This window comes from Undibacterium sp. 5I1, assembly GCF_034314085.1.
Classification (GTDB): domain Bacteria; phylum Pseudomonadota; class Gammaproteobacteria; order Burkholderiales; family Burkholderiaceae_D; genus Undibacterium.
In genome coordinates this window covers 2,815,462-2,830,644 of the sequence record NZ_JAVIWI010000001.1, presented here as the reverse complement: position 1 = coordinate 2,830,644, position 15,183 = coordinate 2,815,462, and the positions used below count along the sequence as shown (strand labels likewise).

Below are 15,183 nucleotides of genomic sequence, written 5' to 3'. Positions count from 1 at the left end.
GTGAAACGAGACCAGCATGAATAAATTGACCGTCAATGGTAAATCCGTCACCGTCGATGTTGATCCAGCGACGCCTTTGCTCTGGGTAATCCGGGATGAAATCGGTTTAAAAGGTACCAAGTTTGGTTGCGGTATAGGCATGTGTGGTGCCTGCACGGTGCATCTGGATGGCCGTGCGGTCCGCTCTTGTATTACACCAGTCAGCGCCGTGGCGGATGCGCAGATCACGACGATAGAAGGGCTGGGTGCAGGCTTGGGTGGAAAGGGCTTAGGTGGAAGCACTGGCTCCGGTGCAGACGGTCAGCATCCGCTGCAAATCGCATGGATAGCGACTCAGGCACCGCAGTGCGGTTATTGCCAGTCAGGACAAATTATGCAGGCGGCGACTTTATTAAAAGATTATCCGCACCCGACCGACGCCAATATTGATGCAGTAATGAGCGGTAATTTGTGTCGCTGCATGGCGTATGTGCGGATTCGTAAAGCGATCAAGCTAGCTGCCGAAGGTACGCAAAGTACGGGCGTGCAAGAAACAAAACAGGAGCAGACCCATGCTTAATAAGTTACCCAAGGCTCTGTCCAATAAAGCGCAAGCAGACAATCAGAAAATATCTCTACAGCGTCGCAGCTTTATGATCACCGCTGCAGGCGCTGGATTTACGCTGGCGTTTTTGCGGGCTGACATGTCATTTGCTGATACTGACTTGGCGGCTACAACCGGTAAAAAATCTATTCTGCCGATGTTTGATCCCACCATCTGGTTTGAGATGGATCGTGATGGTATGGTCACTGTGAATATCGCCAAAGCAGAAATGGGTCAGCATGTCGGTACCGCATTAGCGCGTATCGTCGCCGATGAATTGGAAGTCAGCTGGGATGCCATCCGCTTACATTATGTAGACAGCGATCCTAAATGGGGCACCATGGTCACCGGTGGTAGCTGGTCGGTCTGGCAAAGTTTTGAGGCACTCAGCCGTGCCGGTGCCGCTGGTAGAATTGCGCTGATCGAAGAGGGCGCTAAACTCATGGGCGCGTCAGTAGATGCCTGTGAAGCACGCGACGGTGTTGTGCGTGCCGGTAGCAAGACGATATCGTATGCCGACATCATTCGCAAAGGCAATCTCAGTCGCAAATATTCACCAGAGCAACTCAAAGCCATCGTTCTCAAAACGCCCGAGCAACGGCGCTTGATTGGGCATGCTGATCTGACATTGCAAGCAATCGATATCCCCGCCAAAACCAATGGCAGTGCAGTGTACGGAATTGATGCTGTGATCGAGGGCATGGTCTACGCCAGACCACGTTTGCCGCCTACGCGCAATGGCTCCAAGGTCGTATCGATAGATGATTCTGCCGCCAAAGCGATCAAAGGGTATATCAAATCGATCGCATTAGACGATCCGTCAGACACCGTGCCTGGCTGGGTCATGGTGTTTGCTGATTCTTTTAGCGCTGCCAATCGTGCGGCAGAATTAGTCAATATTAAATGGAGCGCCGGTGCCGCTGCCACCGTATCAGAAGACGACATTATCGCGCATGGCACTAAGCTGATTGCCGATAAAGCAGTTGGTACGCTGGTCGTTGCTGATGGCGGTGTTGAAGATGCTTTTTCTAAAGCCAAGCAAACGCTGGAGCAAGATTACACCACCAGTACCGTGCTGCATTTTCAGTTGGAACCGGTCAACGCGGTCGCTCTATTTAAAGATAGCGTCTGGCATATTCATACCGGCAACCAGTGGCAATCGCTGATACTTCCAACTCTAGCTAAGGCGCTCGGTGTGGCCGAAACTTCGGTCATATTGCATACCTATTTGTTAGGCGGCGGTTTTGGTCGTCGCTTAAATGGTGACTACGCCGTTCCTGCTGCGCTGGCTGCCAAAGCGATGGGGCGTCCCGTCAAAATGCTTTGTACCCGCGCTGATGATGCACGTTTTGATTCGCCCCGCTCGGCATCGATTCAGCATGTGCGAATGGCGTTTGGCGAGAATAATGCCGTGACAGCGATGGAGCATCATGCCTGCGCTGGTTGGCCGACGCAGGTGATGATTCCCGCATTTTTAGCCAAGGGAAAAGATGGCAAGCCTTACGATCCATTTTCTATCTCTGGTGCTGATCATTGGTACACCGTGGGCGCGCATCGGGTACGGGCGATTTCCAATGATCTGGCGAACAGCACGTTTCGTCCGGGCTGGTTGCGATCAGTGGGACCTGGCTGGACGAACTGGGCGGTAGAGAGTTTTATGGACGAGGCAGCGCAGCTGATCAAGGCCGATCCGCTAGCATTCAGATTATCGATGCTGGACGCCAAAGGGATCAACGTGGGCAGCGCACCGAACGCCGTTGGCGGTGCAGCGCGCTTGGCCAATGTACTTAAACGTGCTGCCGAAAAGGCGGGCTGGGGATCGGCAATGCCGCCTGATACTGGAATGGGCATTGCCAGCACCTTTGGGCAAGAGCGCGACATGCCGACCTGGACTGCGTGTGTAGCACGCGTCAAAGTAGACCGTAAAACTGGTGTGGTTAAGGTGGAGAAACTCGTTATGGTGATCGACGCTGGCACCATCATTCATCCAGATGGCGCGCTGGCACAGGCCGAGGGCGGCGCTTTGTGGGGCGTGAGCATGGCATTGCACGAGGGTACAACGTTTGTAAATGGCGAAGTCCGGGACACGAATTTAAATTCCTATACACCTTTGCGGATGGCGGATGTGCCAGAGATGGAGTTCGAATTTATCAGCAGCACAGAGACCGCAACCGGCATGGGCGAGCCACCAACCACTGTCGTTGGCCCTGCAATTGGCAATGCAATTTTTGCTGCAGTTGGCGTCAGAATGCGACATTTACCAATGCGTGCAGAGGCGATTTTGGCAGCATTGGGTAAAAAGGCTTAGATTGATTACTTAGATTAATCGTTGATATGCCTGATGCAAAACAGCATCTGGTTTTTACCAGGCATCTAATCCAAGCAGTTTGCGACCCAAAGGATTTAACTGAGCACGCGCAAAGTGTTTTTTCTCAAATCCTCGGGGGTCTCCGGGGAATGGATCTTCTGTAGGATGGGTTTGCTCAGACCAAGTATGTATGCGAGCCTGCCGCAAAGGCGCATCCTCAACATCTGCAGACGACATCGCTATATATTGCGCCATGCGAACCCGGTTCTCAGATCGATTCTGACGAACGCCATGAGCTAGCAAGCTGTTAAAGATTACCAGATCCCCTGCATCCAGCTCGGGGGTAATGATTTCGTAATTCGTCGTATCGGGTTGGAACGGATTGCTGTCTTTTGGTTGAAAGTTCCACCAGGTATCGATTTGTGCAAATATGCCGGGGACGCACTGGAACCCGCCAACCTCCAGATCCTGCTTTAGCAGCGAAAGTACGCCTTGTACAGAAATGGGCAACGGTCGCTTTGATACATCCACATCGAAATGGATAAATCCATCAACTTGACCCGATATTTTGGTGTCACGGTCAGGCAGATTCACATTGGCGCGATCAATCGTCACCCATAAGTCTTCTCTGTCCCAAATATCAACAAACGCATCGTAGACACGAGGATGCTGACGTGTATCCCACATAGACTGGTGGTTATACACTTCCACCATGCCTGAATTACTCAGTTCTCTTGCCTGCTGTTCGCTCAGGTGCGGCGGGTACCAGGTCGTATCATCAACAGGGTTCATTTCCCTAAACTGCCAGAGCATATTGACCACTGCCGCAGTCTTTTCCGGTGGAACCGCCTTACGAATAATCACGTAACCCTTGGTCACCCAATGCTGCCAGTCGGCTTCACTCAGAACCCGCAAGGGCTTCGTCTTCTGTATGTCTTTTAGCTGGGTAGTTTGGCCTTTTGTAGCCAAGTGCTTGCCTTGCTCATTAGTGTTGATATTCTGTTCAAATGCAGCGGTATCCGTGGGCATTGCGTGTTTCCTATTTGCTTACTCTGATGAATTTTTATAACTAAGTCTCAATAGACATTAAAAATGTTCGCGCATGCTAACCAACCATCGTCCTCAGTCAGCCATAGGCGAACTGATATAGTGGAATTCTGCCATCAAGCCGGACAAACTTCCTCGCTTGATCGGCATGGCAACTTGTCCTGGCACTAGTAATTCAAGTGCTGGTACAGGCGCAATATCATTCCCAGCCTCATCCAGCCATGTCATCAGCGACTCATCACTGACTGGTTGACCGTTCACTCTGATCCATTCTAGACAGCTTGCCATATCTCTGTCATCAACTTGCGCCAGCAGCTGATCTGCCGCTAGTAAAAATAATGTCCCTTGCTGACTCAGATAGGCGTGCTGTAAATGAGTCAGCGCCTCGCCGGTGTGCAAGACCAAACCTTGCGGCGTTACTCTGGCGATATACGGCGTTGCTTCCAAATCCAGATAGACCCGTTGCGGACCGTTTTGAAAATACCAGCGACCTTGTTCATCATGCTGATAATTACGATTGATAAAACCGAGCAAGGCAACGTTAACGATCTTATCGCCGGGCAAATGCTGCGCTTGTGCGCGCTCATCCCGCATGCGCCAGTGACCACGCGCATCCAATGCCAGCCAGCCGAAGCAATGCGGTACATTCGGCCATTTTTGTAATGCGGCTTTGACGATGTCATCCATGAGCTACCTTCAAAATTCTAACGACCCCGTTCGAAGAAATGCAATATTTTTTCTGGCAGCCAATGCAAACTGCCAGGTGGTTTGCCCACTGCAAAGCCGACATGGCCGCCATGTTTAGGGTAGTCCAGCGTAACATGTGATGAGGCCTTGTGCGGTAAATGGTGACCAGGTAAAAACGGGTCATTCAGCGCATTCATCACTAGTGTCGGTACACGGATATCCGGCAATACATGTTTGGCGCTGGCGCGATTCCAGTAGTCATCGGTATCCAGATAACCATGCAGAGGCGCCGTGACGACATTATCGAATTCATATAAATTTTTAGCAGCAAGCAGCGCGTTGCGATTGAATAAGCCTGGAAACTGGTCCAGTTTTTTCAGACACTTTGGCTTCAGCGTTTTTAAAAACATCCGCGTGTACAGCATATTAAAACCGCTGGATAAAGACGCGCCGCCTTGCGCCAGATCCAATGGTGCCGAGATCGACACAGCAGCATCGACAATTGCCGCCTGATCCGGTGATTCGCCCAGCCAGCGCAGCAAGGCGTTACCGCCTAGCGAGACACCGGCGGCGTAGAATTTACCACCGGGATGTTGCGTGCTATAGGCTGCTTGCAGACGTTGAATTACCCAGGCAATTTCTTGCGCATCGCCAGAGTGATAAAAGCGCGGCGCTTGATTTAATTCGCCAGAGCAGCCGCGAAAATGCGGCACCGCGCCAGACCAGCCCCGTTCTTTAATCAGTGCCATCAGCGCCCGTGCATAGTGGCTGTCGCTCGAGCCTTCGAGGCCATGGAACAGCACGACAAACGGCTGTCCGGCCTGACCGTCAACAAAGTCCACATCGATAAAATCACCATCAGGCGTGTCCCAGCGCTCGCGCCGGAAATCGACTTTGGGTTTGCTGATATACAGGGCAGGGTAGATGGTTTGTAAGTGGCCGGACGGCAGCCATTTTGGAGCGTTGTACTTCATGTGTTTAGGTTTAGCCTGACTGATACAAAAATTTGATGTTCCCTTTAATGCAGCACGCTTGCTTTAAACAAATCTAAAGGTGCTTTTCCCGAGGCAACCGAGGCATGGTGTGCCGTAATCCGCCAGCCACGCGGGGTTTTGACATACACGTTGGTGGCTAAAATATGCACGTCCGGCGCAACGTCGTTATGTTGCTGCACGTTCTCGATAATATTGTGTACCGCTGTCAGCATATTGTGCGAGGCATGCAACTGGGCTGGACGGATGTGCACGCTGCCGCGCTCAAAAATCGCTTCCCAAGATGTGCGTATTGCCGCATGCCCGATCAATCTGGGACCACCGGGATGGATGCAGACGATTTCCTCATCCTCCGCCCACAATGCCATCAAGGCATCCAGATCAGCGCGACTGATTGCGTCATAAAAGGCGCTTTCAATCTCGTCGGCACTTCCGTTCAATTGCTTTTTAGCTGGCATGATGGATTCTGTTTGAGGTTGTCGGCGAGGATGATGAATTATACTGGGTTGGGGTATACGGAAACAATGTCGTATTGTCCAATCATTCTATGGAGTATTGAGCTATCAATGCCTATACTCCCTGATTTTCCATATTAATGCGCTTTTAAAACAGTGCCCGGCGCTAATTTATATTGGGTGCCGCAATAAGAGCAAGTCGCTGAGCCGCCATGGGATAAATCCAGATAAACCCGTGGGTGGGAAGACCATAAGGGCATCGCCGGATTTGGGCAGTGCGCCGGTAAATCCTTGGCTTGTAGTTCGACGACAGCGGCTGGGGTTTTGGTTGGGGATGTGGTTGCAGACATAAATTTCTCCTGAGGTAAGACCTACACAAAAATGCTCCAGCTGCGTTGCAGCGACGGGTTTTAGTTACTTAGGGTACTAAAGTACTTTCTTTGTCGCTGCGCCTTACTGGGACAATTTTATGCAAGTCTTTTAAATATACAAACTATACAAAGTCCCATGATTTTAACGGATTGCGGCGTCTGTGCCTTGCGGTTTTTAGAAGTTTCCCCTTCGATGGCGGAAGTGATTTAGCGATTGCTGTCAGCATTGATTGGCTATCGTCGTTAAAATGAGCACCTTTTCTGATTTTTCAAAGTCCTCCATGAGTTTTCAATCTAAGCAACACGCCTTCCGCGAGGGACTTAAAATCGGCGTGCCCAGTTTGTTTGGGATTGGTGCATGGGGTTTGGTGGTAGGCGTTGCCATGATCAAAGCGGGTTTGACCGTGCCACAAGCTATTGGCATGACGCTGCTGGTGTTTGCCGGTTCTGCGCAACTCGCGTCTTTGCCTTTGATCGCTGTGCATGCACCCATCTGGGTTATTTTCGCCACGGCCTTGGTCGTTAATCTGCGATTTGTGATTTTTTCTGCGATTCTGGCACCGCATTTTTCTAGCTTGCCTTTACGGGTGCGCGCTTATCTGGGTTATTTTTCCGGTGACGTGTCGGTGGCATTTTTTATGCTGCGCTTTCCCCATTCTGATGTTCAGGAAGAAGTATCGTCTGAGCAATCAGTGGTGACACTTGAAAACAAGCTTGCCTATCTAAAGGGCCTGATCATGCCAAACTGGTCGGCATGGCAAATCGGGTCGCTGATCGGTATTTTACTGGGTAGCCAGGTACCGATGAGTTGGGGTTTGGGCTTTGCCGGTACGCTGGCAATCCTGTGCGTTATGTTACCGCTGGTGATGAATAAGGCTGCCCTGGCAGGTGTGGTCGTGGCTAGTGTGGTTGCCTTGGTAAGCGTTAATTTTCCTTACAAGCTGGGGCTGCTGATCGCCGTCATTGTGGGAATGATCACCGCCATGGTGGTGGAAGAGTGGCTGGAATCATTACATAAAACTGATGCTGAGACTGATACCAAGACTGACATTAAGGCTGAAATTCAGCCCAGTGCCGCCGCGCAATCTGTTGCCACCAACGAGGAAAAACGATGAGCGACCTTGAAATCTGGCTGGTTATTTTTGCATTGGCTGTTGCGACTTTTATTGCCCGCAGTACGTTTTGGCTGGTCGGGCATCACATTAATTTGCCAAAACGGGTACAAGAGGCCTTACGTTATGCGCCTGCCTGCGCCTTGGCAGCGATCATTGTGCCGGATGTGTTGCTTAGCAACGGCCAGTTATCGATTGCGCTCGATAACCCTAAATTAATCGCTGCCATCGCCGCAGGTGGTTTCTTTCTGGTTAAGCGAAATATGCTGTTGACCATTTTCTTTGGGATGGCGGTGTACACCTATGTCCGATTGGGCTTGTGATTTTAATAGGGCTTACGCAAAAATGCCCCAGCCGCGTTGCAGCGACAATTTTGCGTAATCCCTATTTAATTGCAAATTTGCAATAAAGTGCACTAATTCCAGCTAAAAACGGTGTAGTCGGCGACGGGTGTTTGGTAGAATACGGGACTTAGATTTTTCTCCCACCTCTTTCATTCGCCAACTCCATGCAATTTAATCGACTCAGCGACCTGATCGCCGCCAATCAACTCCAGGGCAAACGTGTATTTATTCGGGCAGATCTCAATGTGCCGCAGGACGATCATGGCAATATCACGGAAGACACGCGCATCCGCGCCTCGGTTCCTGCGATACAACAAGCCTTAAAAGCCGGTGCAGCAGTGATGGTGACCTCGCATTTAGGACGTCCGACGGAAGGCGAGTTTAAACCTGCTGACAGTCTGGCGCCGGTTGCCGTGCGTTTATCCGAGCTGCTGGGTGTGGCTGTCGAGCTGAAACAAAATTGGGTAGACGGCGTGGATGTTGCAGCAGGAGAAGTTGTTTTACTAGAAAATTGCCGCGTCAATAAAGGCGAAAAAAAGAACGACGATGCGCTGGCGCAAAAAATGGCCGCCTTATGCGATATCTATGTGAATGACGCGTTCGGCACTGCCCATCGCGCAGAAGCCACGACACACGGTATCGCCAAATACGCCAAAGTCGCTTGCGCAGGCCCGTTGTTGTCTGCTGAGCTCGACGCATTGGGCAAAGCGCTTGGTCATCCTGCACGTCCTCTGGTGGCAATCGTCGCGGGTTCTAAAGTCTCTAGCAAACTCACGATACTCAAATCGCTGGCGGACAAAGTTGACAACCTGATCGTCGGTGGCGGCATTGCGAATACGTTTATGCTGGCAGCTGGTTTAAAGATCGGCAAATCACTGGCAGAAGCGGATCTGGTGGATGAAGCCAAAGCCATTATCGATATGATGGCAAAACGCGGCGCATCGGTGCCTATTCCTACCGATGTTGTTTGCGCTAAAGAATTTTCTCCAACGGCTGTTGCTACCGTTAAGTCAGTCCATGAGGTTGAAGCGGATGACATGATTCTGGATATTGGTCCAGTCACTTCTGCCTTACTGGCGGCGCAAATCAGACAAGCTGGCACCATCGTGTGGAACGGTCCGGTCGGCGTATTTGAGTTTGATCAGTTTGGTAACGGCACCAAAGTGCTGGCACAGGCGATTGCAGACTCTAAGGGATTTTCCATCGCTGGCGGTGGCGACACTTTGGCCGCGATTGCAAAATATCAGATCACCGACAAAATTGGTTATATCTCTACTGGCGGCGGTGCTTTCCTGGAATTTTTGGAAGGTAAAACCTTGCCAGCGGTCGATATTTTATTGCAACGAGCAGCAAAGTAATCAAATTAAGCAAGATGATCAAGTTGTAAGGCAAGGTAAAAAACTAAAAACCGATATCAATATCAGGAGACCAGATGGCACGCGGAACCAAGATTGTTGCAACGATAGGCCCAGCTTCCAGTGATTTGGCGACACTCAAGCGCATGCTGCAAGCGGGTGTCAATGTAGTACGTCTGAATTTTTCGCATGGCAAGGCGCAAGATCACATTGATCGCGCGACTCTGGTGCGCCAGGCCGCGGCAGAGTGCGGTCGTGAGATCGCCATCATGGCTGATTTGCAAGGTCCCAAAATCCGTATCGGTAAGTTTGAAAACAGCAAAATTGAGATCGCTAACGGCGACAAGTTTATTTTGGATGCCGATTGTGGCATGGGTAACCAAGAGCGCGTTGGTCTCGATTACAAAGCTTTGCCACGTGACGTCAAGCCAGGCGACGTATTGTTGCTCAATGATGGTCTGATCGTTTTAATCGTCGATAAAATTATTGGTAATGAAATTCACACGATTACTAAAATCGGCGGTGAGCTATCCAATAACAAAGGTATCAATCGCCAGGGCGGTGGTTTAACTGCCCCTGCTTTGACTGCCAAAGATATGGAAGATATTAAGACCGCGATGTCGTTCCAGGCAGACTATATTGCCGTGTCCTTTCCTAAAAACGCGACTGATATGGAAATGGCGCGCCAGTTATCCAATATCGCTGGCGAGGCATATGGTCACAAGCCAATGATGATCGCCAAGATTGAACGCGCAGAAGCGATCCCGTTATTGCAGGAAATTCTTGATTCCTCCGACGGTATCATGGTAGCGCGTGGTGATCTGGCGGTAGAAGTAGGCAATGCAGCTGTGCCTGCCTTGCAAAAACGCATGATCAAAATGGCGCGTGCGTCAAATAAATTAGCCATCACCGCAACCCAGATGATGGAGTCGATGATTTTTAACGCGGTTCCAACGCGGGCAGAGGTATCTGACGTGGCTAACGCAGTGCTAGATGGCACAGATGCTGTGATGACTTCGGCAGAGACCGCATCTGGTAAATATCCGGTGGAAACAGTCGAGGCAATGGCAGCGATTTGTGTCGAGGCGGAAAAATTCCAGGAGTGCAAACTGGATGCAGATTTTTTGAATCAGACCTTTACCCGGATTGATCAGTCCATCGCTTACGGTGCTTTATTCACGGCATATCACTTGCGTGTAAAAGCGATTGTGGCGCTGACTGAATCCGGCTCCACCGCGCTGTGGATGAGTCGTCACAATATTGATATTCCTTTATTTGCACTGACGCCGAGTATCGCGACTCAGCGCAAGGTAGCTTTATATCGCAATGTAGAAACCTATACCTTGCCGCATTCAAGCGACCGTGAAGCCGTTTTGAAATCGGCAGAAACCATCTTGCTGCAAAACGGTATCGTCACCAAAGGTGACATGATCGTTGTTACCTGGGGCGAGCCTATGGGACAGGTTGGCGGAACCAATGCACTGAAAATCGTCAAAGTCGGAGATCATTAATTCTCGAATTAATTCTCTGTCAGCTTGAATGATTTTTTAATGCGGCATTGAGGTTTTTAGTTCGAGGTTTTTAATTCTATATTTTTAATTCAAGATTTTTAATCGTACTCTGGAGTAAATTATGCCACTCGTATCTATGCGCCAATTGTTGGACCACGCCGCTGAAAATGGCTACGGCTTACCAGCATTTAATGTCAATAATCTGGAGCAAGTCACTGCCATCATGCAAGCAGCTGATGAAGTCGGCGCGCCCGTCATTATGCAAGCCTCCGCCGGTGCGCGCAAATATGCTGGCGAAGCTTTTCTGCGCCATCTGATCGAAGCTGCGGTAGAAGCGTATCCGCACATCCCGGTAGTGATGCATCAAGATCATGGCCAGTCGCCAGCGATTTGTATGGCAGCGATTAAATCGGGCTTTACATCGGTGATGATGGACGGTTCATTGATGGAAGACGGCAAGAGCGTTGCCAGCTACGAATATAACGTCGAAGTCTCGCGTGAAGTCGTCAAATTCTCGCACTCAATTGGCGTCACGGTAGAAGCAGAACTGGGCGTACTCGGTTCACTGGAAACCATGATGGGCGACAAAGAAGATGGCCACGGAGCCGACGGTAAAATGACTCGTGAACAATTGCTGACCGACGTCGATCAGGCTGCTGATTTCGTCAAGCAAACACAATGCGACGCATTGGCAATTGCAATCGGTACCTCACACGGTGCATACAAATTTTCACGTAAGCCTACTGGCGACATTCTGGCAATTGACCGTATCAAAGAAATCCACGCGCGCATTCCAAATACCCACCTGGTAATGCACGGCTCCTCTTCAGTGCCACAAGAACTGCTGGAAGAAATTCGCCAGTTCGGTGGCGATATGAAAGAAACCTACGGCGTACCAGTAGAAGAAATCGTGATCGGTATTCAGCATGGCGTGCGTAAAATCAATATTGATACCGACATCCGTTTAGCAATGACCGGCGCAATCCGTCGTTATTTGTTTGAAAATCCAGGTAAATTTGATCCGCGCGACTACCTCAAGCCAGCACGCGAAGCCGCTAAACTGGTCTGCAAAGCACGTTATTTGTCATTTGGCTGCGAAGGTCAGGCAGCAAAGATCAAGCCTATGCCTTTGGAAAAAATTGCTGAACAATACAAAAAAGGTAGCCTGGCTCAGTTGGTTAAATAAGCCGGTAACTACATTGAGCAAAATCAGTGCAGCAAATCAGTAAATTAATTTGAAAAAGACGGGGCGCACAGTGCGCCCTGCGTACTTTTAAAAAGTAAATATTATGACGACGCAAATCAATTCCACTCTGCATTCCTTGCCGCTGCTAGGCCGCGGGAAAGTCCGTGACAACTACGCCGTCGGCGACGACAAACTCCTGATCGTCACTAGCGATCGTTTGTCCGCGTTTGATGTGATCATGAATGAACCGATTCCTGAAAAAGGTCGCGTACTCAATCAGATGGCTAATTTCTGGTTTGAAAAACTCGGACATATCGTGCCAAATCATTTGACGGGTATTGCGCCGGAAAGTGTTGTCGCTGCTGAAGAAGTGGAGCAAGTGCGCGGTCGTGCGGTCGTGGCAAAACGCCTGAAACCGATCATGGTAGAAGCGGTCGTGCGCGGCTACATTATCGGTTCTGGATGGAAAGATTATCAGGATACCGGTGCAATTTGCGGCATCACCTTGCCAGCCGGTTTGCCACAGGCAGCAAAGTTGCCAGCACCGATTTTTACCCCAGCAGCAAAAGCAGAAATGGGTGAGCACGATGAGAACATCAGCTATGCCAAAACAGAAGAACTGATTGGTAAAGAACTCGCTGCAAAAATCCGCGACATCAGTATTCAGTTGTACACCGAGGCCGCAGAATATGCTGCTACTCGTGGCATCATCATTGCGGATACCAAGTTTGAATTTGGTCTGGACGACAGTGGCGTGTTGCATCTGATGGATGAAGTTTTGACCGCAGATTCGTCCCGTTTCTGGCCAGCAGATTCTTACGCAACAGGAATATCACCACCGTCATTTGACAAGCAATTTGTGCGCGACTACCTGGAAACGATTACGAGTTGGAAAAAGACAGCGCCAGCGCCAGCCCTGCCAGAAGAAGTGATTGCCAAGACCGCCGCAAAGTATCGTGAGGCATTAGAACGTCTGACTGGCGAAACGCTGAAGGCCTAATCATGAATCAAGCAAGTAACGAGTCACCATCGCAATCATTGTTGATATCGCCGATCATCGGTATCGTCATGGGCTCTTCCTCCGATTGGGATGTGATGCAACATGCCGTCGCTGTTCTGAAAGAGTTTGGCATCCCTTATGAAGCGCAGGTCGTCTCTGCGCATCGCATGCCGGATGAGATGTTTGCCTATGCAGAAACTGCCAGAACGCGCGGACTGCGTGCCATCATCGCCGGTGCTGGCGGTGCGGCACATTTGCCAGGGATGATCGCAGCAAAAACCATCGTTCCAGTGCTGGGTGTGCCAGTGCCATCCAAATATCTGCGCGGTGAAGATTCTTTGCTCTCGATTGTGCAAATGCCAAAAGGGATTCCGGTAGCGACGTTTGCGATTGGCGAGGCGGGTGCTGCCAATGCGGCACTGGCAGCGATTGCTATGCTGGCGACAACCGACGAAGGTTTGGCACAAAAATTGATGGATTTTCGCCTGAAGCAAACACAAGTAGCGCGTGACATGGTGTTGCCGGATTAGTGTAGTTGTATGAGTTCGCATGAGCGTGTATTTGATTCGCCCACGGTTATTCCCAGTGAAACTCAATACAAATACGCGACGCAAAATTACAGGATTCGCCATTCCAGCGCATGCGGGAATTAAGCTGGGTACAGGCGCAGAAAGATCGAAACAGATGCTGAATTTGCTGCTGCGCAGACGATGAAACTAGCAAGCGTTCTAGCGACTTAAAATAATACTCCTATGGTGTATTTTTAATCGTCTAGAGAATCATTGGACAATTGGCCATATTTTGTAAATTTTGCGGGGAGTATATGTTTTTCTGCGCTGTTTCATTATAAAGCGCCGTGGCTCATGATGTGTTTGATCAATCTTCGTTGCTCCGCCAGTCGCGCAAACTTATTTGCTGAGTATGTACTGTTTTTGCGCGCGTCACCGGCATAAGTTTAATTTTCAAATTTCGTTTTAGACTCCGTTTTAGATTACGTTTTATATTTGCCTAACATCATGACTATCGATACTCAAACAACTCCGCGCCATCCCCTGTTACCGAATACTGAGCAAAGCTGTCTCGGCATTTTAGGCGGTGGGCAACTCGGGCGCATGTTTGCGCATGCTGCACAAACCATGGGCTATCAGGTCGCCGTATTAGAGCCAGAAGCGGGTTGTCCAGCCGGGCAAGTCGCTGAGCACCATATCCAAGCCGCTTATGATGACGCCGCTGGTTTGGCCGCGTTACGCAAACTGACTCGTGCAGTAACGACCGAATTTGAAAACGTCCCGGCCAATAGTTTGACGATGCTGGCGCAAGACGGCTTCGTTGCTCCTTCTGGCGCTTGTGTTTCGGTTGCACAAGATCGCTTGCAAGAGAAAGATTTTTTCACCCGCTGTGCCATGCACACCGGTGTATTTCCGGCTCCACATGCACGTATCGAGAATCAGAATGACGTCGCTCTGATCAGTGAAGATCTGTTGCCCGGTATTTTAAAAACGGTACGCATGGGTTACGACGGCAAAGGACAGGTCAGAGTCCGTAACCGCGATGAGTTAGTGGAAGCCGTCGCCGGTATGAACGGCCAGCTCTGCGTGTTAGAAAAAATGCTGCCGCTTGCATACGAAGTATCGTTGTTAGTCGCGCGCGGTGTTGATGGTCAAGCCGTGGTGTATCCGATTGCGGAAAACGTCCATCGCGATGGAATCTTGTTCACCACCACGGTCCCTAGCCCAAATGTCACGGATGGCGTCGCGAAGATGGCGCAAAAGGCGGCGCTGGATATCATTGCTCAATTAGCCTACGTCGGCGTTTTATGCATCGAATTTTTTGTATTGCAGGACGGATCCCTGGTCGTCAATGAAATGGCACCACGTCCCCACAATAGCGGCCACTACACCATCAACGCCTGTGTTACCAGTCAGTTTGAGCAGCAGGTCAGGGCGCTGGCACAGTTGCCATTAGCTGACGTACGTCAGCATTCGCCAGCGGTGATGCTAAATATTTTAGGTGACGTTTGGTTTGAAGGTGAAGCTGTCAGTCCACGCGAACCTGCTTGGGACAAGCTACTCGCTTTGCCGGGTACGCATTTGCATTTATATGGCAAATCTGAAGCGCGACGCGCACGCAAAATGGGGCACGTCACCTTTATTGCCCCCAAGTTGGCGGACGCACAAGCGACGCTGGCACTTGCTTGCGACATTCTTGGCATCGCGAACTAATGTCAGACGA

15 protein-coding genes are annotated in these 15,183 nt (G+C 50.3%); 10 read left to right on the top strand and 5 right to left on the bottom strand.

Translation table 11 applies throughout. From position 1 onward, the window contains the following. Positions 1-16 precede the first annotated feature (16 nt). Together RGU72_RS12455 and RGU72_RS12450 are read left to right on the top strand one after the other, a co-directional pair. On the top strand, positions 17-559 hold the full coding sequence (locus RGU72_RS12455; protein ID WP_322120035.1) for a (2Fe-2S)-binding protein: 543 nt from the start codon (positions 17-19) through the stop codon (positions 557-559). Beyond that, positions 552-2,891: a xanthine dehydrogenase family protein molybdopterin-binding subunit gene (locus RGU72_RS12450; protein WP_322120034.1), complete on the top strand. Its 2,340-nt coding sequence runs from the start codon at positions 552-554 to the stop codon at positions 2,889-2,891. Before RGU72_RS12455 ends, RGU72_RS12450 begins: the two co-directional genes overlap by 8 nt. A gap of 54 nt (positions 2,892-2,945) precedes the next feature. On the opposite strand, the gene RGU72_RS12445 is transcribed toward RGU72_RS12450, so the two are convergent. The 5 genes from RGU72_RS12445 to RGU72_RS12425 all read right to left on the bottom strand — a co-directional run bounded on the left by RGU72_RS12445 (position 2,946) and on the right by RGU72_RS12425 (position 6,422). Beyond that, the gene (locus RGU72_RS12445; protein WP_322120033.1) at positions 2,946-3,920 is read right to left on the bottom strand and encodes a phytanoyl-CoA dioxygenase family protein; all 975 of its coding nucleotides are present in this window, start codon (positions 3,918-3,920) and stop codon (positions 2,946-2,948) included. Positions 3,921-4,013: 93 nt separating this feature from the next. Then, on the bottom strand, positions 4,014-4,625 hold the full coding sequence (locus RGU72_RS12440) for a DUF2946 family protein (protein ID WP_322120032.1): 612 nt from the start codon (positions 4,623-4,625) through the stop codon (positions 4,014-4,016). Positions 4,626-4,642: 17 nt separating this feature from the next. After that, positions 4,643-5,599, bottom strand: coding sequence for a YheT family hydrolase (locus RGU72_RS12435; RefSeq protein ID WP_322120031.1), 957 nt, complete (start codon positions 5,597-5,599; stop codon positions 4,643-4,645). A gap of 44 nt (positions 5,600-5,643) precedes the next feature. After that, positions 5,644-6,075, bottom strand: coding sequence for a nuclear transport factor 2 family protein (locus RGU72_RS12430; protein ID WP_322120030.1), 432 nt, complete (start codon positions 6,073-6,075; stop codon positions 5,644-5,646). 134 nt (positions 6,076-6,209) lie between these two features. Continuing rightward, complete coding sequence (locus tag RGU72_RS12425; RefSeq protein ID WP_322120029.1) at positions 6,210-6,422, bottom strand: zinc-finger domain-containing protein; 213 nt, start codon at positions 6,420-6,422, stop codon at positions 6,210-6,212. Positions 6,423-6,724: 302 nt separating this feature from the next. Between RGU72_RS12425 and RGU72_RS12420 the strand changes: the two genes are divergently transcribed. From RGU72_RS12420 to RGU72_RS12385, 8 genes are all read left to right on the top strand, one after another. Continuing rightward, on the top strand, positions 6,725-7,558 hold the full coding sequence (locus tag RGU72_RS12420) for an AzlC family ABC transporter permease (RefSeq protein WP_322120028.1): 834 nt from the start codon (positions 6,725-6,727) through the stop codon (positions 7,556-7,558). Then, positions 7,555-7,878 carry an AzlD domain-containing protein gene (locus tag RGU72_RS12415; RefSeq protein ID WP_322120027.1) on the top strand — a complete coding sequence of 108 codons (324 nt, stop codon included), beginning with the start codon at positions 7,555-7,557 and terminating at the stop codon, positions 7,876-7,878. The genes RGU72_RS12420 and RGU72_RS12415 overlap by 4 nt, the downstream gene beginning before the upstream one ends. A gap of 185 nt (positions 7,879-8,063) precedes the next feature. Beyond that, the gene (locus RGU72_RS12410) at positions 8,064-9,257 is read left to right on the top strand and encodes a phosphoglycerate kinase (protein WP_322120026.1); all 1,194 of its coding nucleotides are present in this window, start codon (positions 8,064-8,066) and stop codon (positions 9,255-9,257) included. 74 nt (positions 9,258-9,331) lie between these two features. After that, positions 9,332-10,765 carry a pyruvate kinase gene (gene pyk / locus RGU72_RS12405; RefSeq protein ID WP_322120025.1) on the top strand — a complete coding sequence of 478 codons (1,434 nt, stop codon included), beginning with the start codon at positions 9,332-9,334 and terminating at the stop codon, positions 10,763-10,765. A 121-nt stretch (positions 10,766-10,886) separates the two neighbouring features. Beyond that, the gene (gene fba / locus RGU72_RS12400) at positions 10,887-11,951 is read left to right on the top strand and encodes a class II fructose-bisphosphate aldolase (RefSeq protein ID WP_322120024.1); all 1,065 of its coding nucleotides are present in this window, start codon (positions 10,887-10,889) and stop codon (positions 11,949-11,951) included. Positions 11,952-12,054: 103 nt separating this feature from the next. Beyond that, the gene (locus RGU72_RS12395) at positions 12,055-12,951 is read left to right on the top strand and encodes a phosphoribosylaminoimidazolesuccinocarboxamide synthase (protein ID WP_322120023.1); all 897 of its coding nucleotides are present in this window, start codon (positions 12,055-12,057) and stop codon (positions 12,949-12,951) included. Positions 12,952-12,953: 2 nt separating this feature from the next. Next, positions 12,954-13,481, top strand: coding sequence for a 5-(carboxyamino)imidazole ribonucleotide mutase (gene purE / locus RGU72_RS12390; RefSeq protein WP_322120022.1), 528 nt, complete (start codon positions 12,954-12,956; stop codon positions 13,479-13,481). A gap of 486 nt (positions 13,482-13,967) precedes the next feature. Then, positions 13,968-15,173, top strand: a complete 1,206-nt coding sequence (locus RGU72_RS12385) for a 5-(carboxyamino)imidazole ribonucleotide synthase (protein WP_322120021.1) — start codon at positions 13,968-13,970, stop codon at positions 15,171-15,173. Positions 15,174-15,183: the final 10 nt, after the last annotated feature.